Here is a 20,033-nt window from a genome sequence, read left to right as displayed (position 1 = left end):
CATCGTCCAGTAGCAGGCATGAAAAAAGCCCGGCACATGGCCGGGCTTCAAGAACAGTGCTGGACTCAGGCCTTGAAGGTCTTGCCTTCGAACTGCTCAGCCACGAAGGCCCAGTTGACCAGGTTCCAGAACGCCTCGACATACTTTGGACGCAGGTTGCGGTAGTCGATGTAGTAGGCGTGTTCCCAGACATCGCAGGTCAGCAGCGGGGTATCGCCGCTGGTCAGCGGGTTGCCGGCACCGATGGTGCTGGCCAGCGCCAGGGAACCATCCGCTTTCTTGACCAGCCAGCCCCAGCCGGAACCGAAGGTGCCGACGGACGTCTTGGTGAACTCTTCCTTGAACTTGTCGAAGGAACCGAAAGCGGTGTTGATGGCTTCTGCCAGGGCGCCGGTCGGCTGGCCGCCGCCGTTTGGCGACAGGCAGTTCCAGTAGAAGGTGTGGTTCCACACTTGAGCGGCGTTGTTGAAGATGCCACCCGACGAAGAGGTGACGATCTCTTCCAGGGTCTTGCCTTCGAATTCGGTGCCCGGTACCAGGTTGTTCAGGTTCACGACATAGGTGTTGTGGTGCTTGTCGTGGTGATACTCCAGGGTTTCCTTGGAGATGTGCGGCTGCAGGGCATCGTGGGCGTAGGGCAGCGGCGGCAATTCAAAAGCCATGGTAGATCTCCTGATTCAGGTCTAGTTCGCGGTTTGCGCAGGGCCGATCACGGGCGGCCCTATGTGCGTCGGCGAGTTTGTACTCTTTGCGACGCAAGGGCTGGATCATAGCACCAAGCCTTGGCGCATAACCACGCAACAAACATAGGGATTAGAGGTTCCAGGTGCCTTGGCGGGCAGCGACCGGTGGCGGTCGTTTCCAGGCAGGACGGGCAGGGACGTCACGCGCTGGCACCCTGGGCTCGAATGATCAGTTGAAGATCAGTTGCGCTGCCACGGCAAACATCATCACGGCCACCATCAGGTCCAGCAGACGCCAGGTGCCTGGCCGTGCCAGCCAGGGAGCCAACCATGCCGCCCCGATCGCCAGGGTCGAGAACCATAGCAGCGAGGCGCTGGCAGCCCCCGCCACGTAGGCCCCTGGCGCCGTCTGCTGGGCCCCGAGCGAGCCGATCAGCAGCACAGTGTCAAGATAGACGTGGGGGTTGAGCAAGGTGACCGCCAGGGCACTGAGCAGCACGGCCCGCCGTGAACGCATGCCCTGGCCCTGCTGGTGCTGCAGGCTCTGGTCGGAGAAGGCACTGCGCAGGGCTTTGATCCCGTACCAGATGAGGAATACCGCGCCCCCCCAGCGGGCCACGCTCAGCAGCGTCGGATTATGGGCCAAGGCCGTGGCAAGACCGAATACACCTGCGGCGACCAACAGGGCATCACACAGGATGCACAGCGCCGCTACCGGCAAGTGATGCTCGCGGCGCAGGCTTTGCGCCAGAACGAATGCGTTCTGCGTGCCAATGGCCATGATCAGGCCCAGGGCGACCAGCAGGCCATTGAGATAACTCTGCCACATGGAAAACGACTCCTCGAAAGATGCTGGCCAGTGTGACAACTGGCGGGTTATAAGAAAAATCAATAAAGCTCACCGGTCATTAGGAAAATCGATGTTCGACTACAAGTTGCTCGCGGCCCTTGCTGCCGTCGTCGAGCAAGGCGGCTTCGAGCGTGCAGCGCAGGTGCTGGGCCTGTCTCAATCGGCCGTGTCGCAGCGCATCAAGTTGCTGGAGGCGCGCGTGGGGCAGCCGGTACTGGTTCGCATTGCTCCGCCTGGCCCGACGGAGGTAGGCCGGCAATTGCTCAACCATGTGCAGCAGGTGCGCCTGCTTGAGCGCGACTTGCAGCGCCAGGTACCCGCGCTCGAGGACGGGGGCATGCCGGAACGTCTGCGCATCGCCCTCAATGCCGATAGCCTGGCCACGTGGTGGGCCAGCGCAGTGGGGCAATTCTGTGCCGAGCACAAGGTGCTTACCGATCTGATAGTCGAGGACCAGGAAGTAGGTCTCAAGCGCATGCGCGCCGGTGACGTGGCGGCCTGCCTGTGCGGCAGCGAACGCCCAGTGGCCGGCGCCCGCAGCCTGGCCCTGGGGGCAATGCGTTATCGGGCATTGGCCAGCCCTGCCTTCATGAAGCAGCATTTTGCCCAAGGCTTCGATGCCTGCCGCCTGGCCCGCACGCCCGCAATCGTCTACGGCCCCGACGATTTTCTACAGCACCGCTACTTGGCCTCTTTAGGTGTGCAGGACGGTTTTCTGCATCATTTGTGCCCCTCTTCCGAAGGCTTTTTGCGCATGACCGAAGCGGGATTGGGTTGGGGGCTGGTGCCGGAGCTGCAGGCCCGCGAGCAACTGGCAAGCGGCCAATTGGTGGAAATCTGCAGCGATACCCCGATCGATGTACCGTTGTACTGGCATCATTGGCGTAACGGCGGGCAACTGCTGGCACAGCTGACCGACCACCTGCGCCATAGCGCCCACCACTGGCTGGTGCCGTTGTAGCGCCGAAGGGCGTCAAAGGCTTCTGAACATCAGGCAAGGCGGAGTGTTACATGCGAATTCTGGTCACTGGCGCGAGTGGCTTCATCGGCGGGCGTTTCGCTCGGCTGGCCCTGGAGCGGGGGCTGGATGTGCGGGTCAGTGGCCGGCGTGTCGAAGGTGTGGAGCACCTGGTGCGGCGTGGCGCGCAGTTCATCCCCGGCGACCTTGGCGACGCGGAATTGGCCCGGCGCCTGTGCCAGGGCGTCGAGGCCGTGGTGCATTGCGCTGGTGCTGTGGGGCACTGGGGGCACTATCAGACGTTCGCCCAGGGCAACGTGGTGGTCACCGAAAACGTCGTCGAAGGCTGCCTGAAGGAACACGTACGTCGTCTTGTGCACCTGTCTTCGCCGTCGATCTACTTCAATGGTCGTTCACGCATGGCCATTGGCGAGGATCAGGTGCCCGGCCGGTTTGCCAATCACTACGCCAGGACCAAGTTCATTGCCGAACAGAAGGTTTTCGGCGCCCAGGAGTTTGGCCTCGAAGTATTGGCGCTGCGCCCACGTTTCGTCATCGGTGCAGGCGATACGAGCCTGCTGCCGCGGCTGGTGCACCTGCAACGCAAAGGCAGGCTGGCAATTATCGGCAACGGCTTGAACAAAGTTGACTTCACCAGTGTTCACAACCTGAACGAAGCGCTGTACAACGCAGTGTTCGCTGACGGGCGTGCGCTTGGGCAAGCGTACAACATCAGCAATGGCCAGCCCTTGCCGCTATGGGACGTGATCAACTATGTCCTGCGTCAACTTCAGCTCCCCCAGGTCACCCGCTACCGAGGCTATGGGCTGGCCTACGGCCTGGCCGCCTTCAACGAGGCGGCGTGCGCCCTATGGCCGGGGCGGCCCGAGCCTACGCTGTCACGCCTGGCCATGCAGGTGATGAGTCGCGATTTTACCCTGGACATCAGCCGCGCCAGTCAGTACCTGGGCTACCAGCCCGCCACTAGCGTATGGGCGGCATTGGACGAATTCTGCACTTGGTGGAAACACCAGCCGCCTGGCCGGTAAGCGCTCACCACGACGTCGAGCATCACCTGGCTGCGTGCGCGGTTTATAATCCCGCTTATTTGCAACCTCTGTGGTGGGATGCTCATGCGCTTTGATGCTCGCGATGATTTCGATGATGTACCGGCCTTGCGCGCAGGGACGCCGGATGACGACGATGAGGTGCTTGCGGCCCATGTCCCGCGCAGTCGTCGTCAAGCGACCAGGCCACCGAGCACCGGCCCGTTGTGGGCGATGCTGGTAGCTGCGTTCATCGCCCTGGGTTGTCTAGGGTGGTGGAGCTATCGGCAGATCTCCCTGATGGAGCAGCAACTGGTCGCCACCCAGGAGAGCTTCGCGCGCATCAGCGAAGACGCGGCAGGGCGATTGCAGGCGATCAGCGGCAAGGTCGAAGCCAGCGCCTCGTCGAGCAACAGTGGCAGTGAAGCCCTCAAGCAGCAGATCAGCCAGTTGCAGGCCAGTCTGGCCGAACAGGGCAAGCAGCAGGCGGGTGTGGCGGGCCAGGCCGGGGACCTTGGCAAGCGCCTGGAGCAGGTCCTGGCCGACACCCGTGAACAGCAGCGGGCGGTGACCGAACTGCAAACGCAGTTGCAGGCGCAGTTGAAGGCGGTGAACGGCGAGTTGGCAGCGCTCAAGTCGGGCCAGGTCGATGGGGGCAAGCTCGACGGGCAACTCAAGAGCCTGAGCGAGGAAGTGGCGGCGCTGAAAAAACAAGGCAACCCCAAGGCCGCCATCGAAAGCCTGGAGCAGGATGTGCTCGTGCTCAAAAGCCAGCTGGACAACCGCCCCAACACCACGGCCGGCGGTGGCGCATCGGTGCAGGAGTTCGACGCGTTTCGTGGTCAGATGACCCGTAACCTGAACAACGTCCAGAGCCAGTTGCAGAACCTGCAACAGCAGATCAACGCCAGGCCGTGACCGGGAAGGACAGGGGCCGGGTCCTGGCCCCTGTCTCAGGCCTTACAGGCGTGGGTAATCGATGTACCCCACCGGACCTTGGCCATAGAACGTTTCCGGGTGAGCTTCGTTCAGTGGCGCATCGCCAGCCAGGCGTGCAGGCAGGTCCGGGTTGGCGATGAACGGCACGCCAAAGGCCACGGCGTCAGCCTTGCCATCGGCCAAGGCCGCATTGGCACTGGCCTTGTCGAAACCTTCGTTGACGATATAGACGCCGCCAAATGCTGCTTTGAGTGCAGGGCCAAGGCTGTCTTCGCGCTCACGCTCCCGTGAGCAGATGAAGGCTATGCCCCGCTTGCCCAACTCCCGCGCCACATACGTGAAGGTCTGGGCGCGGTCGGCATCGCCCATGTCGTGGGCATCGGCGCGCGGCGCCAGGTGCATCCCGACGCGCTGCGCTCCCCATACCTGGACTACGGCGTCGGTGATCTCCAGCAGCAGGCGGGCCCGGTTTTCCAGCGAGCCACCGTACGCGTCGCTACGCTGGTTGGTGCTGCTTTGCAGGAACTGGTCGAGCAGATAGCCGTTGGCGCCATGAATCTCGACGCCGTCAAAGCCTGCGGCCTTGGCGTTTTCGGCGCCCATGCGGAAGGCCTCGACGATGTCGCTGATCTCTTCGGTATCCAGCGCCCGAGGCGTGGGGTAGTCACTGAGCGGGCGAACCAGACTCACGTGCCCCTTGGGTTGGATGGCGCTGGGGGCGACCGGTAATTGGCCATCGAGGTAGCGTGGATGGGAAATGCGGCCCACGTGCCACAGCTGCAAGAAGATTCGGCCGCCTGCGGCATGCACGGCATTGGTGACGTTGGTCCAGCCCCTGACCTGTTCAGCGCTCCATATGCCCGGCGTGTCCGGGTAGCCCACGCCCATGGGGCTGACCGAGGTCGCCTCGCTGATGATCAGGCCGGCACTGGCACGTTGCACGTAGTATTCGGCCATCAGTGCGTTCGGCACGCGGCCGGCGTCTGCGCGGCAGCGGGTGAGTGGGGCCATGATGATGCGATTGGGCAGTTCCAGATCGCCCAGGGTGATTGGATCGAATAGCGTGGTCATGACGGATACCTGAGAGTCAAAGGGAGTCGCAAAGCTTTAAGTGTTCCGAACAGATAGCCAGACGGTATATCGCTCGGCGGCGATGCATTCCAGGCAAGTGATAGACTGGCGCCATGAATTATCTTGCACACCTTCACCTTGGGGGGCCAGCCCCACAGCAGTTGCTGGGCAGCCTCTACGGGGACTTCGTCAAAGGCTCGCTGGAAGGGCGATTCGCGCCGCAAATCGAGGCGTCCATCCGCCTGCACCGGCACATCGACAGTTTCACTGACGCGCACCCTGTCGTGCTGGCCTCCCTGGCGCGTTTTACGCGGGTGCGACGCCGGTTTGCGGGGATTGCGCTGGACGTCTTCTTCGACCACTGCCTGGCGCGGCACTGGCCTGAATATGGGCGCCAGCCGCTGCGTCAGTTCACCCATGCGTTCTATCAGGTGCTGTTGGCCGAGCCCGCGCTGCCGGGCCGGCTGGCGCACATCGCGCCTTCCATGGCGCAGTCTGACTGGCTGGGCTCCTATGCCGACTTCGCCACGCTGGAACAGGTGTTCGCCGGGATCGCCCGGCGCTTGTCACGGCCTGAAGGCTTGGCAGGGGTCATGGAGGAACTCGATCGCCTGTACGTGCCGTTGCTCGATGATTTCCGCACGTTCTACCCGCTGGTACAAGCCTTCGCTGCCAGCCATCGGGCACAGGCCGGCCCGCTCGTTGATTGACTGATCTGCTGCGTGATTGGCGCCAGGGCGCTGCGTTCAGGTGGCGGTCGCACACGGCCTGTGAAGTACCGGTGGCTCTGGTGTGCCGTAGAGCGCCTGATGGATCGAGCGCTGGGCCTGGAGCGCCAGCAGCGTGCGGCCCTTGCCATGGCTTGTCAGTGGCTCGAGCAGGTGAATGCGCACTTGGCCGTGAGGTTGTGCCAGCAACCGCAGCAGGTGTGACACTAGATCGTCATCCCCCACGAAGGGCGCCAAGGGGTCGATCTGGCCCCGCCGCTGGTATTGGATTGCCACTGGTTGCACGGCGATGCCCTGGTCGATGGCTGCCGCCAACAGGCGCCCATGGAAGGTCCTGAGCTGGTGCCCGTCGGTGGTCGTGCCCTCGGGGAACAGCAGCAGGGGGTGGCCTGTGACCAACTGCTGGCCGATCTGCACGCGTAGCTGCTGCCCATCGCCGGCGCCGCGCCTGATGAACAGGGTGCCTGCCTGCTCGGCCAGCCACCCGGCAAGCGGCCAGTGCCGGACTTCTGCCTTGGACAGAAACGACACAGGCGCGAGCATGCCCAGCAGGGGGATGTCGGTCCAGGACACATGGTTGCCGACCCATAGCATGGGCGTGCTCGGCAGCTTGCCCGTCACGCAGACGTCGAAGGGCAGTACTGCTACCAGGCGCCGCATGAACAGCCGGGTCCAGCGTTGCCGGCGTTCGAGCGAGGTCTTGATGCCAAGGTGCATCCCGATGACGAGCAGACTGGCCATCAGCAGCCCCAGCACCACCACCAGCAGCATGTGAACCAGGCGCCCCACCTGCCGAAGACGGCCCCTCACACAGCGGCCTTGAAGTGACGGGCGTAGCGCGGGCACAGCGCCTCGCGCTTGAGCAGGATGAACACATCGGCGACCTGGAAGTCTTCATCCCAGCACGGTTCGCCACAGACCTTGGCGCCCAGGCGCATGTAGGCCTTGAGCAAGGCCGGCATCTGGGCGCTCACGTTATCCGGCAACGTCAGCGGCGGCAGCGGATTGCGGGGTTCGGCACGCAGGTCCTGGGTGCACAGGTGGCGTTCGCGCAGGCGTTGCATGACTGCATGCGCCTGCACCCCGCCGTCTTGCATCGAGATGCTGGCGCAACCCATCAGGTAGCGATAACCGCCTTCGTTGAGTACGTCGGCCAGCTCGCTCCAGAGCGTGGCAATGGTGCCCCCGTTGCGGTACGGCGCGGCCACGCAGGTACGACCCACCTCCAGGATGGGGCCCTGGAGTTGCAGCAACCCTTGCAGGCTGAACCCCTCCTCGCTGTAGAAGCGGCCCAGGTTGCTGGCCGCCTCGTGGTCGAGCAGTCGCGTGGTGGCCACCAGCCGTCCGGTGGTGACATCGCGTACGCCGATATGGCGGCAGTGCGGGTCAAATTCGTCCTGGTCCAGGCCGTGCTCGGCACCCTTGAACCTTGCATCGAACGCTTCGCTGAAGACCTGATAGCGCAGGGCCTGGGCCTCCTGCAATGCAGCGGGACCCATCAGGCGCTCGGCGTGCAGGCGGTGTCCGGTGCAGGTGTCGGCAACATGAGCGATTCGCGTCATTACGAGTCTCCATAAAATCAGCCATGCAAGGGTGGCCGGTAGGCTTTTATGTGCGCGTTCAGGCTAGAAACACGGGATGTCATGGCGATGAAGGTTCGATGATGCTTGCATGACCCGCCGGTTGGGCGTGGCGGCGAACGTGCTGGCGCTTGCTGTGCCAAAGACCTGCGCGGTAAGGTGAGTCGCCTGCATTTTCGAGACCCCTCATGCTCAAGTCACTCCGCCTATGGCCTGCACTGCTGCTTGCGTTGTGCCTGCCTGCACACGCCAATTGGCACCTTGACGGCGAGTCGTCTCGCCTGTCGTTCATCACCGGCACCAATGGCGAAGCGGCGCAGGTGCACCGCTTCCTGGTGCTGCATGGCACGGTGGACCGCAAGGGCGCCGCTAGCCTTCGTATCGAGATGGATTCGGTCAGCAGCGGCGTCCCGCTGCGTGATGAGCGCATGCGTGACGCGTTGTTCGACGTCGCACGGTTTGCCGAAGCGACCGTGCAGGCGCAACTGGATCTGCGCCCGATCAATGACCTGGCCAACGGTGCGCAGATCGAATTGCGCCTGCCGCTGACGGTAACGTTGCACGGTCAGTCCCACCGCTACGACGCCTTGCTGTTGGCCACTCGCCTGGACGAGCGTCGATTCCAGGTCGTCACTCTTGAGCCTCTGGTGCTGCGCGCCGAGGATTTCGGCCTGATGCCGGGGCTGCAAGCCCTGCGCAAGTTCGCCAACCTTACGGCCATCAACCCGTCCGTACCGGTCAATGCGGTACTGATCTTCACTGCGCGCTGACATGCCGGGCCCGGTCTTCCCCTGGCGGGATGGCAACCAGTTCGAGCTGCTGATCGATGGGCCACAATTCTTCCCCCGCATACTGTCGGCCATTGAGCATGCCCAGAAGCAGGTCGACCTGGAACTGTACCTGGTCGAGTCCGGGGCCTGCGCCGAGGCTGTGGTCCACGTGCTGGAACAGACGGCCCGCCGCGGGGTGCGGGTGCGCTGCCTGTTCGATTATTACGGGTCGCTGGCCTTGAGCGCCAAGCTGCGGCAACGTCTGTTGGATGCCGGTGTTTACCTGCGCTGGTACAACCGGCTGCATTGGAAACGCGGGCTGCGCAACCTGTACCGCGACCATCGCAAGTTACTGGTGGTCGACGAGCAGTGGGCGGTGGTGGGCGGTACCGGGGTTACCGATGAGTTCTGGCAACCGGGCCAGCCCAGCAGCGAATGGCACGAGGTGATGGTGCTGATGCAAGGCCCGGTGGTGAGCGACTGGCAATTGCTGTTCGATCGCCAGTGGCAGGCCAACCATCGCCGCACGGCCTGGCGCCCTGCCGAGGGCTTCGGCCTGCCGCGTCTGCCCAAGGTGCCCGCGCAAGGGCAGGGCATGGGCCGGGTGGCCTATGCCGACGCCCGCCAGCATCAGGACATCCTGCATTCGTTGGTACGTGCCCTCAACAGCGGCAAGCAGCGCATTTGGCTGGCCACGCCTTACTTTCTGCCGACCTGGAGCGTGCGTCGCTCGCTGCGCCGCGCAGCTGGCAAGGGCGTCGACGTGCGGTTGCTGCTCACCGGCCCGCGCACCGATCACCCTTCGGTACGGTATGCCGGTCACCGGTACTATCCACGCCTGCTGCGCGCTGGCGTGCGTATTTTCGAGTATCAGCCGTGCTTTTTGCACCTGAAGATGGTGGTGGTGGACGATTGGGTCAGCATCGGCTCCTGCAACTTCGACCATTGGAACCTGCGCTTCAATCTGGAGGCCAATATAGAAGCGTTGGACCTGCCGCTGACGAGCGCGGTGGTCGAAAGTTTCGAACGCGATTTTGCCCTGAGCGAGGAAGTTGACCTGGCGCATTGGAACGCCAGGCCCTTCTGGCGACGGGTCAAACAGCGCATCTGGGGATGGCTGGACCGGTTGGTGGCCAACGTGCTCGACCGGCGCGACTGAGCGCAGCTATCGTGCAATGACGGTTCACAGGCAATCGAGGGAATGGATGCGATGACGGCTAAGAAGATACTCATGCTGGTGGGCGATTACGTCGAGGACTACGAGATCATGGTGCCCTTCCAGGCGCTGAGCATGGTTGGGCATACCGTGCACGCCGTGTGCCCGGAAAAGGTGGCGGGCCAGACCGTGCGCACGGCTATCCACGACTTCGAAGGCGACCAGACCTACAGTGAAAAGCCGGGGCACCACTTTGCCCTGAATCACGACTTCGTCCGGGCCCGCGCCGAAAGTTACGATGCACTGGTAATTCCGGGCGGGCGTGCCCCGGAATACCTGCGCCTTAACGAGAAAGTGCTCGACCTAGTGCGAGCGTTCGACCAGGCAGGCAAGCCCATCGCTGCCGTGTGTCACGGCGCCCAGTTACTGGCCGCTGCCGGGGTGCTCAAAGGCCGGGAGTGCAGTGCGTACCCGGCCTGCGCGCCCGAGGTGCGCCTGGCCGGCGGCACCTATATCGACATTGCGGTGGACCAGGCCCATGTGGACGGCAACCTGGTCACTGCGCCCGCTTGGCCGGCTCACCCTGCGTGGTTGGCGGCGTTTTTGAAGGTGTTGGGCACCCGTATCCTCTGACTCATCAGGCCGCCCAGCCCGTGGGTCAACCGACTTGCTCGACCCAATCGTTGAGGTTGTAGTAGTTGGTTACGCGGGCGATCTTGCCGCAATGGATATAGAAGAACGCGCCGGCCGGCAGGACATAGGTCTGGCCGGTGGCCGCAGGCAGGCCTTCGTCATCGGCCACATATTGCCCGTGCACGGTGAATTCCGCCGCCGCGCGACTGCCGTCGGCATTCTGCATCACCACGATGTCGGCCAGGCGCTCGCGGTAGCAGCGGTTCATCTTGTCCATGAAGGCGGCGAACCTGGCCTTGCCCATCTGCCGCTCACCCTGATTGATGTCGTGAATCACATCTTCGCTGAGCAGGGCCAGAAACCCTGGCATGTCGCCTGCGTTGAACGCGGCGTAGTAAGCGTTTACCAATTCGGTAGCGGTCATGGAACATTACCTGTCGTGTAGGGAAAAGGCGTGTCGTTGGCCTGGATGATAGGGTTTCCCCTCAAGCCCGGCTTAGCCGAGCGCGTCATCCACATCGACAAAACGACCGCCAAGCATGCAAATACGCCTACTGCACGGCGCCGCCATCGCGCCCTATATCGATGACCTCGCTCGTCTGCGCCTGACTGTGTTCCGCGAGTTCCCCTACCTCTACGATGGCTCGCCCGAGTATGAAGCCGACTACCTGGCCGCCTATGCCCGTTCCGGGCGCAGCCTGGTGGTGCTGGCCATGGATGAGGACAAGGTAGTGGGCGCCTCCACGGGCCTGCCCCTGGTCGACGTTGCGCCCGAGTTCCAGGAGCCGTTCGTGGCCCAGGGCCGCGACCCGGCCAGCGTCTACTATTTCGGCGAGTCCGTGGTTTTGCCGCCATACCGAGGGCAGGGGCTTGGGGTACGCTTTTTTATCGAACGCGAATCCTATGCCCACAAACTGGCCGAGTTCGATTACTGCGCGTTCTGCGCCGTGGAGCGGCCCGGTGTACATCCGCGCCGCCCGGCCGACTACAAGCCCTTGCATGGGTTCTGGCGCAACCGCGGTTTCCTCCATGACCCATCCCTGCGTACCCGGTATGCCTGGCGCGACCTGGACGAGCAGGAAAGCTCGGACAAGCTGATGTCGTTCTGGCTCAAGGAACTGCCCCTTTGATCCGTGTCGCGGCCTGCCAATACGCCATTGAGCTGCACGAAACCTGGGAGGCTTATGCCGACCACCTGCAGGGCTTGTGTGCAGAGGCGGTGGAGGCGGGCGCGCGCCTGCTGCTGCTGCCCGAATATGCAGGGCTGGTGCTCAGCGGGCAGCTGACCCCCGAGCAGCGGGGGGACCTGAAGGCTTCCATTGCAGGCATCCAGCCTTTGATCGAGCCGTGGAAGGCCCTGTGTGCAGGCCTGGCCAAGCGTTGGGGCATCTACCTGCAACCAGGCACGCTTCCGGTACTGGACAGCGACGGCGCCTACCGCAACCGCGCCTGGCTGTTTGGCCCCCAAGGCGCGCTAGGGCATCAGGACAAGCTGATGATGACCCGCTTCGAGCGGGAACAGTGGGGCATTGCCGCAGGCCATGGGCTGACGGTGTTCGACACCGATCTGGGGCGTCTTGGCATCCTGGTCTGTTACGACAATGAGTTCCCGCTCTTGGCACGCCGGTTGGCAGAGCGTGGGGCCGACCTGATCCTGGCGCCAAGCTGCACCGACACCGAAGCCGGCTATCACCGTGTACGGATCGGGGCTCAGGCACGCGCCTTGGAGAACCAGCTGGCCGTGTTGCAGAGCCCGACCGTAGGGCTGGCACCCTGGTCGCCGGCATTGGACGAGAACCTAGGCCGGGCAGGGCTGTTCGTGCCGCCTGATCGTGGCATGCCGGGGGATGGGGTAATGGCACTGAGCGAATCGCTCGACCCGCAGTGCAGCCATTGGCTGGTGTGCGATCTGGACCTGGAGGCCGTGCGCCGGGTCAGGCAGCAGGGACAGGTATTTACCCGCAGGGACTGGCCCGAACAATTCGAACGTCTTTAAACGCAACGGCGGCGGGCCCTGGCATCAAGGTCCGCCGCCGCAGGTTGGGCTGCGCATGGCTGCGCACGCGAGCGGCCCGTGAAAGCGCCGCCCGCTGTTGCCATGGGTTACTTCACTTCGACGGCCAGGCTCTGGGCAATCTTGTTCTGCCACAAGGCGGGGCCTGTGATGTGCACCGACTCACCGTTGCTGTCCACGGCCACGGTCACGGGCATGTCCTTGACCTCGAACTCGTAGATGGCTTCCATGCCCAGTTCGGCAAAGGCCAGGACCTTGGATTTGCGGATGGCTTGCGCAACCAGATAGGCGGCGCCACCTACAGCCATCAGGTAGACGGCCTTGTTGTCCTTGATCGCTTCGATGGCGGTCGGGCCGCGCTCGGACTTGCCGATCATGCCCAGCAGACCGGTCTGCTCCAGGATCTGGCGGGTGAACTTGTCCATGCGCGTGGCGGTGGTGGGGCCAGCAGGGCCGACCACTTCGTCGCCTACCGGGTCGACCGGGCCGACGTAGTAGATGAAGCGGCCCTTGAGATCCACCGGCAGTGCTTCGCCGCGGTTGAGCATTTCGACCATGCGCTTGTGGGCTGCGTCCCGGCCGGTCAGCATCTTGCCGTTGAGCAGGATGGTTTCACCCGGTTTCCAGCTGGCCACTTCTTCGGGCGTGATGCTGTCCAGGTTGACACGACGGGCGCTTGGCCCCGCTTCCCAGACGATCTCGGGGTAGGCGTCCAGCGAAGGCGCTTCGAGCTCCGCCGGGCCTGTGCCGTCGAGCACGAAGTGGGCGTGGCGAGTGGCCGCGCAGTTGGGGATCATGCACACCGGCAGCGAGGCGGCGTGGGTCGGGTAGTCCATGATCTTGACGTCGAGCACGGTGGTCAGGCCACCGAGGCCCTGGGCGCCGATGCCCAGTTGATTGACCTTCTCGAACAGCTCCAGGCGGATTTCTTCCAGGCGGTTCTGCGGGCCGCGTGCCTTGAGCTCATGGATGTCGATGGACTCCATGAGCACTTCCTTGGCCATGACCGCGGCTTTTTCGGCGGTGCCGCCGATACCGATGCCCAGCATGCCAGGCGGGCACCAGCCAGCGCCCATGGTCGGAACGGTCTTGAGTACCCAGTCGACGATGGAGTCGGACGGGTTGAGCATGGCCATCTTGGACTTGTTTTCCGAACCGCCGCCCTTGGCTGCAACATCCACCTCGACCTTGTCGCCGGGGACGATGGAGTAGTGGATAACGGCCGGGGTGTTGTCCTTGGTGTTCTTGCGGGCACCGGCCGGGTCGGCCAGGATCGATGCGCGCAGCACGTTTTCGGGCAGGTTGTAGGCGCGGCGCACACCTTCGTTGATCATGTCGTCGACGCTCAGGGTGGCGCCGTCCCAGCGCACATCCATACCCACGCGCACGAATACGGTGACGATGCCGGTGTCCTGGCAGATAGGCCGGTGACCGGTGGCACACATGCGCGAGTTGATCAGGATCTGGGCGATGGAGTCGCGCGCAGCCGGCGACTCTTCGCGCAGGTAGGCCTCGTGCATGGCCTGGATGAAATCGACGGGGTGGTAGTACGAGATGAATTGCAGGGCGTCAGCAACGCTCTGAATCAGGTCGTCTTGCTTGATCACGGTCATGCAGCGCGCTCCTCTTAAAGACGGGAACATTCAGTGAGACGTTCGACGGAGCCGACCAGCCTGTCGAAACGCCTTGCAAAGGCGCGCCGACAGCTGCCGACGCAAAAAAGGCGCGGCAGTATAGCGCGCCTGCCCCTGTGAAACACCTGCGAGTGGTCAGGACCATGGTCTGGCCGGTAGCCGGCATCCTTTTTGCTGCTAGGCACAGGACAGGGCATTAGAATCGACGGGCGCGCGGTCGCGTCCATCGGCACAAGGGGTTTGAACAGGTGAGTGAACATGCCCGAAATTAGGGTGGGCACGCGTTGTTGGACGGTGCCGACGGGTGCCAACTTGCTCGATGCCCTGAACGAGGCAGGGCTCGGGGTGCCCTACAGCTGCCGCGCAGGGAGCTGCCATGCGTGCCTGGTACGGTGTGAGGACGGGTTGCCCCTCGACGCCCTGCCAGAAGCCCTGGCGCTGGACAGGCATGCCGTGGGCTGGCGCCTGGCTTGCCAGTGCCGCGTGGTCGAAGACCTGCGCGTGGAGGTGTTCGATCCGTTGCGCGACGGCGTAGGTGGCACTGTCAGCGAGCTGGACTGGTTCGGTGATGTGCTGCGGTTGCGCCTGCGGATCGAGCGCAGCGTCCGCTACCAGCCGGGCCAGCACGCGGTGCTCTGGTTGGGTGGGGTGGCGCGGCCCTATTCGCTGGCCAGCCTGCCGGGTGAAGACGATTACCTGGAGTTTCATATCGATTGCCAGCACCCCGGTGCATTCTGTGACCGGGCGCGGGGGCTGGAAGTGGGCGATGTGTTGCGCGTTGGCGAGGTGAGGGGCGGGGCATTGCATTACGACCTTGACTGGCAGGACCGACCGTTATGGGTACTGGCTGCCGGTACCGGGCTTGCACCGCTGTGGGGCATCGTGCGCGAAGCCTTGCGCCAAGGCCATCAGGGGGAGATCAGGTTGCTGCACGTGGCCCGCGACCGCGCAGGGCACTACTTGGCAGCGCCGTTGCAGCAGTTGCCAGGTGTAAACGTGGAATTGGTGGTGGTCGCGCAGCTGGAAGAGGCACTGGCTGCGCTGCGGCCTTCATCGAGACAGACGTTGGCCTTGCTGTGCGGCGCGCCCGCCAGCGTCGAACGGTTTGCCCGACGGCTGTTCATCGCTGGGGTGCCGAGGGGGCAGGTGTTTGCAGACAGCTTTGTCGAGCACGCCTGAGCCGACGTATCTGCGGTGCCTGCACAGGGCCGCTTGCGCACGGAGAACGCGCGCGAAGCGACCCTGGCTGGTCAGCCGATCAGCCGACCAGCGGATCACCGACATGCAGGATCTTCATGCCGTTGGTCCCGCCGATGGTGTGGTAGCTGTCGCCCTTGGTGAGGATCACCCAGTCACCTTGCTCGACCAGCCCACGCTTGAGCAGCTCGTCCACGGCGGCCTGGCTGACCTTGTCGGCCGGCAGCGATGCCGGGTCGAAATCGATCGGGTAAACACCGCGGAACATCGAGGCACGGGCCTGGGTGGCGCGGTGCGGAGACAGTGCGAAGATTGGCACATGCGAGCGCAGGCGCGACATGATCAGTGGGGTATAACCGCTCTCGGTCAGGGCGATGATCGCCTTCACACCCGGGAAGTGGTTGGCCGTGTACATGGCTGCCAGGGCGATGCTTTCGTCGCAGCGCTCGAACGTGGTGTGCAGGCGGTGGCTGGAGCGCTGGCTGGTCGGGTGCTTCTCGGCACCCAGGCAGATGCGCGCCATGGCCTGGACCGCTTCGATCGGGTATGACCCGGCGGCGCTTTCGGCCGACAGCATCACGGCATCGGTGTTGTCGAGCACGGCGTTGGCCACGTCGGACACTTCGGCACGGGTCGGCATCGGGTTCTGGATCATCGACTCCATCATCTGGGTCGCGACGATCACTGCCTTGTTGTTGCGGCGGGCGTGCTGGATGATCTTCTTCTGGATGGCGATCAGCTCGGCGTCGCCGATTTCCACGCCCAGGTCACCACGGGCAACCATGACGGCGTCGGAGGCTGCAATGAGCTTGTCGAGGGTTTCGTCGTCGGCAACCGCTTCGGCGCGTTCGATCTTGGCCACCAGCCAGGCGCTGCCACCGGACTCGTCACGCAGTTTGCGGGCATATTCCATGTCGCTGGCGTCACGCGGGAAGGATACGGCCAAGTAGTCCAGGTCCATCTCGGCAGCCAGCTTGATGTCGGCCTTGTCCTTCTCGGTCAGGGCCGGTGCAGTCAGACCGCCACCTTTGCGGTTGATGCCCTTGTGGTCCGACAGCGGGCCACCGATGATCACCACGCAGTGCAGGGCGTCGGCGGTGGCGGTTTCGACGCGCATGACCACGCGGCCATCGTCGAGCAGCAGTTCATCGCCAACGCCACAGTCCTTGACCAGGTCGGGGTAGTCGATACCGACGATGTCCTGGTTGCCTTCTGTCAGCGGATGAGCGGTCGAGAAGGTGAAGGTGTCACCGACTTTCAGTTCGATGCGCTTGTTGGCGAACTTGGCGATGCGGATCTTCGGACCCTGCAGGTCGCCGAGCAAGGCCACGTGACGGCCATTCTTGGCAGCGATTTCACGGATCAGGCGGGCGCGTGCCTTGTGCTCGTCCGGAGTGCCATGAGAGAAGTTCAGGCGAGCCACGTCCAGGCCGGCGAGGATCAACTGTTCGATCACTTCCGGCGAATTGCTGGCGGGGCCAAGGGTGGCGACGATTTTGGTACGGCGGATGGTCATGCACAGACTCCTATAGTGAAGCGCAGCGAGAGGCTACTCCTGAATCGGGCTGTAGTCATCGTTAGGTTGCACTACCTGGCTTTGGAAAACTGTGCAGGTGACAGGGGCACGGGTTTGTTGGCTGGTATGGGTCGGTCAACAAACGCGGTAAGTGCCGATCGTTGAAGAATCCGATGGGTCGGCCGATATGCTGTTCAGCAAAGGAGAGTCCCATGCGCATGCTGATCGTTTTAGCCCTCGCGGCCAGTGCCGTCGGGTGTACCCGCTGGTCCATGGACCACCATCTCAACAATGCCTACCGCGCTTATGATCGGGGTAATTGCCAGCGGGTAATGCTGGAGCTGTCCCAGGTCGACCGTACCAGCCGCGCCCGGCCGTTCATCCACCCGGAAGTCGCGTTGCTGCGTGGGCAGTGCCTGGAGCGGCAAGCGTTGTATGTGGATGCCGCACAGACCTACCAGTACCTGATTCAGCGCTATCCGGGCAATGAATATGCCTACCGTGCCCAGGCGCGCCTGCAAACACTGGAGAAACTCGGCCACTACCGCGGCGGTGAACCGGCCGTGACCAGGCCAGCGACGAGCGTACCTTGGCGCTAATGCCAAGGTGTGTTGTATTGACAGGGAGATTTGTCTCAGCGTGCGCTAACCTGTAACTCAACTGATACAACAACCGCCAGTACCAGGCATTCCTGGCATCGCGGACGGACTGACCTTGACGCTATTCAATAAACGACTTATCGACCGCCACCAGCTGCCCTTTGTCCTGAAAGTGTTCAATCGCTTCAACGGCCAGGAGATGGGCCAGCTCGGCAACGCCTCCGAAAACGGCATGATGCTGATCAGCGAATTGCCGGTCATGGTGGGCCCCGATTACGAATTGCAGTTGCGCCTGCCGTTGACGGGGGGTGGGCATCAGTTCGTCAACCTTACGGCCAGTTGCCTGTGGTGCCGCGAGGACCAGACCCCTGGGTATTACGATTCGGGTTTCATGTTGTTGCAGGCCCCTCGCGAATACGATGACTTTGTACGCTCTCTGCAGGAGTACTTCAGTTTCCGCGCTTCCTCTACCTCGGTTTGACAGGTCGGTATTGCCGAGCGCTGATGCCTGCCCATGGGACTGGCCCGGGCCAATAGGGGCTGCATAGCACCGCCTACTGGCCCCAGGTAGCTTCATCGGCTCGACGTCAGGCCCGGCTCAACGCGTTAGAATCAGGGCGACCCTGCAACAGGACGGCCCTGTGACCTCAAGCATTTTCTGGCATGACTACGAAACCACTGGCATCAACCCGCGCTGCGACCGGCCCGTGCAGATGGCAGGGGTACGTACTGACCTTGACCTCAATGAAATCGACGATCCGGTCAACCTCTATTGCCGCCTATCGGACGATATACTGCCGCACCCTGCTGCCTGCCTGGTGACGGGCGTCACGCCGCAACAGTTGGCCGAAAAAGGCCTCGGCGAGGCCGAGTTCATGGCGCGGGTGCACGCCGAGCTGGTACAACCCGGCACCTGTGGCGCCGGCTACAACACGCTGCGTTTCGACGACGAGGTCACCCGCTACAGCCTCTACCGCAACTTCTTCGACCCTTACGCCCGCGAATGGCAGGGCGGCAACAGCCGCTGGGACTTGATCGATGTCGTTAGAGCCGCGTGCGCCTTGCGACCCGATGGCATCCAATGGCCCCAGCAGGACGGGCGCACCAGTCTGCGCCTTGAGTTGTTGAGCAAGGCCAATGGCATCGAGCATGGCCATGCACACGAAGCGCTGTCCGATGTTCGGGCGACCATTGCCCTTGCTCGGCTGATACGCGAGAAGCAGCCCAAGTTGTACGACTGGTTATTTCAGCTTCGCAGCAAGCATAAGGTCATGGAGCAAATACGGTTGCTACAGCCGATGGTGCATATTTCCGGTCGCTTCAGTGCCGCGCGTCATTACCTGGGCGTCGTGTTGCCATTGGCCTGGCACCCTAAGAACCGCAATGCATTGATTGTTTGCGATCTGCATCAGCAAACCCTGCCGCTGATTGAGGAAAATGCTGAAACTTTACGCCAGCGGCTCTATACCCGTCGTGAAACACTTGGCGAAGGCGAGCTGCCCGTACCGCTCAAACTCATTCAGATCAACCGCTGTCCGGTGGTCGCGCCCCTTTCTGTAATACGACCGGCCGATCAAGCGCGTCTTGGGATCGACCTGGATACGTTACAACGGCGCGCAGAGGCATTGGCCCGTCAACAGGATCAATGGCAGGAAAAACTGGCGCATATTTATACACAAGACGGTTTTGCGGCCAGTGAAGATCCTGAACAGCAATTGTATGAGCGGTTTCTCGGCCAGCGTGACCGGCGGCTATGCGATCAAGTGCGTTCGCTGGCGCCCGCACAGTTGGGCGCCGGGCAGTGGATGTTCGATGATCCACGCCTGCCCGAACTACTCTTTCGCTACCGTGCGCGTAACTTTCCGGACACCTTGAACGATGAAGAGCGGGCGCGATGGCAGGATTTTTGTAGGCAGCGTCTGGCTGACCCCCGCTGGGGTGCGCCCAATACCTTGGGTGATTTCGCCCAGGCCCTGGCCGTAGCCTGGCCTGACGCGGATGAAGCAGGGCGGCACGTGCTGACTGCCTGGCAACGGCATGCCAACGCGTTGCAAACGCGCTTCGCCGTCAATTGAAAACCCATAAAAAAACGCCGGTTATTAACCGGCGCTTTCTTTACGAATATCAAATAGCGGGCAACGGACAATCAGTCCAGCAGGGTTGCCCAGCTTTCTACCTCGTCACCGCCCCATTGAGCTTTCCACTCTTTCAGGGTTTTGTGGTTGCCACCTTTGGTTTCGATGACTTCACCATTGTGCGGGTTCTTGTATTGCTTGACCTTGCGCGCGCGTTTAGTGCCAGTGGTTTTCACGGCGCCACGCGGCAGTTTGCTCATCTTGGCATCAGGGTCGAGCAGGGCAATGATGTCACGCAGCGATTTGGAATATTCGCCCATCAGGGTGCGCAGTTTGCCTTCGAACTCCAGTTCTTTTTTCAGCTTGTCATCCTGAGACAGGTTGGCCAGGCGGGCCTGAAGTTCCTTGATGGCTTCTTCGGTGGCACGGTACTCGTTGATCAGGGACATGGAGTGTTCCTTAATGCGTGTTCGGGAATGTGTGGAGCAATAGTAAACAGGCAGCGCTCGCAAGTAAACATATGATTGATGTATTAACAGTTAGTGAAGCCGTGACAGTATTTCTCGAAGTGAACAAAAAGTTAC

22 protein-coding genes are annotated in these 20,033 nt (G+C 62.8%); 13 read left to right on the top strand and 9 right to left on the bottom strand.

Annotated features, from left to right (window positions below):
* Positions 1 to 65 precede the first annotated feature (65 nt).
* Complete coding sequence (locus tag ACK59L_RS17170) at positions 66 to 662, bottom strand: superoxide dismutase (protein ID WP_023534404.1); 597 nt, start codon at positions 660 to 662, stop codon at positions 66 to 68.
* Positions 663 to 912: 250 nt separating this feature from the next.
* Positions 913 to 1,512, bottom strand: coding sequence for a LysE/ArgO family amino acid transporter (locus ACK59L_RS17165; protein WP_058603268.1), 600 nt, complete (start codon positions 1,510 to 1,512; stop codon positions 913 to 915).
* Between the two features lie 91 nt (positions 1,513 to 1,603).
* On the opposite strand from ACK59L_RS17165, the gene ACK59L_RS17160 reads away from it, so the two are divergent.
* The 3 genes from ACK59L_RS17160 (at position 1,604) to ACK59L_RS17150 (ending at position 4,455) form a co-directional block, all read left to right on the top strand.
* Entirely contained in the window at positions 1,604 to 2,494 is an 891-nt protein-coding gene (locus tag ACK59L_RS17160) for a LysR family transcriptional regulator ArgP (RefSeq protein ID WP_409274942.1), read from the top strand.
* 50 nt (positions 2,495 to 2,544) lie between these two features.
* Positions 2,545 to 3,540, top strand: a complete 996-nt coding sequence (locus tag ACK59L_RS17155) for an NAD-dependent epimerase/dehydratase family protein (protein WP_409274940.1) — start codon at positions 2,545 to 2,547, stop codon at positions 3,538 to 3,540.
* Positions 3,541 to 3,624: 84 nt separating this feature from the next.
* A complete protein-coding gene (locus ACK59L_RS17150) occupies positions 3,625 to 4,455 on the top strand; it encodes an ATPase (protein WP_409274938.1) in 831 nt (276 codons plus the stop codon).
* A 42-nt stretch (positions 4,456 to 4,497) separates the two neighbouring features.
* Here the strand turns inward: ACK59L_RS17150 and ACK59L_RS17145 are convergent, their stop codons facing one another.
* On the bottom strand, positions 4,498 to 5,547 hold the full coding sequence (locus ACK59L_RS17145) for an alkene reductase (protein ID WP_409274936.1): 1,050 nt from the start codon (positions 5,545 to 5,547) through the stop codon (positions 4,498 to 4,500).
* Positions 5,548 to 5,660: 113 nt separating this feature from the next.
* Between ACK59L_RS17145 and ACK59L_RS17140 the strand changes: the two genes are divergently transcribed.
* Positions 5,661 to 6,257: an ACP phosphodiesterase gene (locus ACK59L_RS17140; protein ID WP_409274934.1), complete on the top strand. Its 597-nt coding sequence runs from the start codon at positions 5,661 to 5,663 to the stop codon at positions 6,255 to 6,257.
* A 36-nt stretch (positions 6,258 to 6,293) separates the two neighbouring features.
* Here the strand turns inward: ACK59L_RS17140 and ACK59L_RS17135 are convergent, their stop codons facing one another.
* A complete protein-coding gene (locus tag ACK59L_RS17135; protein ID WP_409274956.1) occupies positions 6,294 to 7,046 on the bottom strand; it encodes a lysophospholipid acyltransferase family protein in 753 nt (250 codons plus the stop codon).
* Between the two features lie 35 nt (positions 7,047 to 7,081).
* Positions 7,082 to 7,837, bottom strand: a complete 756-nt coding sequence (locus tag ACK59L_RS17130; protein WP_409274932.1) for a GNAT family N-acetyltransferase — start codon at positions 7,835 to 7,837, stop codon at positions 7,082 to 7,084.
* 206 nt (positions 7,838 to 8,043) lie between these two features.
* Between ACK59L_RS17130 and ACK59L_RS17125 the strand changes: the two genes are divergently transcribed.
* The 3 genes from ACK59L_RS17125 to ACK59L_RS17115 are packed head-to-tail and all read left to right on the top strand — an operon-like array spanning position 8,044 to position 10,414.
* Positions 8,044 to 8,625, top strand: coding sequence for a YceI family protein (locus ACK59L_RS17125; protein ID WP_058603260.1), 582 nt, complete (start codon positions 8,044 to 8,046; stop codon positions 8,623 to 8,625).
* A gap of 1 nt (position 8,626) precedes the next feature.
* Positions 8,627 to 9,784, top strand: a complete 1,158-nt coding sequence (locus ACK59L_RS17120) for a phospholipase D-like domain-containing protein (protein WP_409274930.1) — start codon at positions 8,627 to 8,629, stop codon at positions 9,782 to 9,784.
* Positions 9,785 to 9,835: 51 nt separating this feature from the next.
* Positions 9,836 to 10,414 (top strand): DJ-1/PfpI family protein, encoded by a 579-nt coding sequence (locus tag ACK59L_RS17115; protein WP_409274927.1) that lies wholly within the window; start codon positions 9,836 to 9,838, stop codon positions 10,412 to 10,414.
* Between the two features lie 25 nt (positions 10,415 to 10,439).
* Here the strand turns inward: ACK59L_RS17115 and ACK59L_RS17110 are convergent, their stop codons facing one another.
* Positions 10,440 to 10,838, bottom strand: a complete 399-nt coding sequence (locus ACK59L_RS17110; protein ID WP_027914521.1) for a nuclear transport factor 2 family protein — start codon at positions 10,836 to 10,838, stop codon at positions 10,440 to 10,442.
* Positions 10,839 to 10,953: 115 nt separating this feature from the next.
* Between ACK59L_RS17110 and ACK59L_RS17105 the strand changes: the two genes are divergently transcribed.
* A complete protein-coding gene (locus tag ACK59L_RS17105; RefSeq protein ID WP_058603257.1) occupies positions 10,954 to 11,544 on the top strand; it encodes a GNAT family N-acetyltransferase in 591 nt (196 codons plus the stop codon).
* Positions 11,541 to 12,410, top strand: coding sequence for a carbon-nitrogen hydrolase family protein (locus tag ACK59L_RS17100; RefSeq protein WP_409274924.1), 870 nt, complete (start codon positions 11,541 to 11,543; stop codon positions 12,408 to 12,410). Before ACK59L_RS17105 ends, ACK59L_RS17100 begins: the two co-directional genes overlap by 4 nt.
* Positions 12,411 to 12,517: 107 nt before the next feature.
* On the opposite strand, the gene ACK59L_RS17095 is transcribed toward ACK59L_RS17100, so the two are convergent.
* Positions 12,518 to 14,041: a fumarate hydratase gene (locus ACK59L_RS17095; protein ID WP_023534301.1), complete on the bottom strand. Its 1,524-nt coding sequence runs from the start codon at positions 14,039 to 14,041 to the stop codon at positions 12,518 to 12,520.
* Positions 14,042 to 14,320: 279 nt separating this feature from the next.
* On the opposite strand from ACK59L_RS17095, the gene ACK59L_RS17090 reads away from it, so the two are divergent.
* Entirely contained in the window at positions 14,321 to 15,241 is a 921-nt protein-coding gene (locus ACK59L_RS17090) for an iron-sulfur-binding ferredoxin reductase (protein WP_409274921.1), read from the top strand.
* A gap of 79 nt (positions 15,242 to 15,320) precedes the next feature.
* Here ACK59L_RS17090 and pyk read toward each other — a convergent pair whose 3' ends face one another.
* Complete coding sequence (gene pyk / locus ACK59L_RS17085) at positions 15,321 to 16,775, bottom strand: pyruvate kinase (RefSeq protein ID WP_027914526.1); 1,455 nt, start codon at positions 16,773 to 16,775, stop codon at positions 15,321 to 15,323.
* 212 nt (positions 16,776 to 16,987) lie between these two features.
* Here pyk and ACK59L_RS17080 point away from each other — a divergent pair, with 212 nt between their 5' ends.
* From ACK59L_RS17080 to sbcB, 3 genes are all read left to right on the top strand, one after another.
* Positions 16,988 to 17,374, top strand: coding sequence for a tetratricopeptide repeat protein (locus ACK59L_RS17080; protein WP_409274919.1), 387 nt, complete (start codon positions 16,988 to 16,990; stop codon positions 17,372 to 17,374).
* A gap of 115 nt (positions 17,375 to 17,489) precedes the next feature.
* Positions 17,490 to 17,855 (top strand): PilZ domain-containing protein, encoded by a 366-nt coding sequence (locus ACK59L_RS17075; protein ID WP_058603253.1) that lies wholly within the window; start codon positions 17,490 to 17,492, stop codon positions 17,853 to 17,855.
* Between the two features lie 160 nt (positions 17,856 to 18,015).
* Positions 18,016 to 19,449, top strand: coding sequence for an exodeoxyribonuclease I (gene sbcB / locus ACK59L_RS17070; protein WP_409274917.1), 1,434 nt, complete (start codon positions 18,016 to 18,018; stop codon positions 19,447 to 19,449).
* 71 nt (positions 19,450 to 19,520) lie between these two features.
* On the opposite strand, the gene mvaT is transcribed toward sbcB, so the two are convergent.
* Positions 19,521 to 19,898, bottom strand: coding sequence for a histone-like nucleoid-structuring protein MvaT (mvaT, locus tag ACK59L_RS17065; RefSeq protein ID WP_023534419.1), 378 nt, complete (start codon positions 19,896 to 19,898; stop codon positions 19,521 to 19,523).
* Positions 19,899 to 20,033 lie beyond the last annotated feature (135 nt).

The sequence above is a fragment of the Pseudomonas sp. KCJK9111 genome, assembly GCF_046231935.1.
GTDB lineage: Bacteria > Pseudomonadota > Gammaproteobacteria > Pseudomonadales > Pseudomonadaceae > Aquipseudomonas > Aquipseudomonas parafulva_B.
The sequence above is the reverse complement of the archived record's forward strand: the minus strand, read 5'-3'. Positions and strand labels throughout refer to the sequence as shown.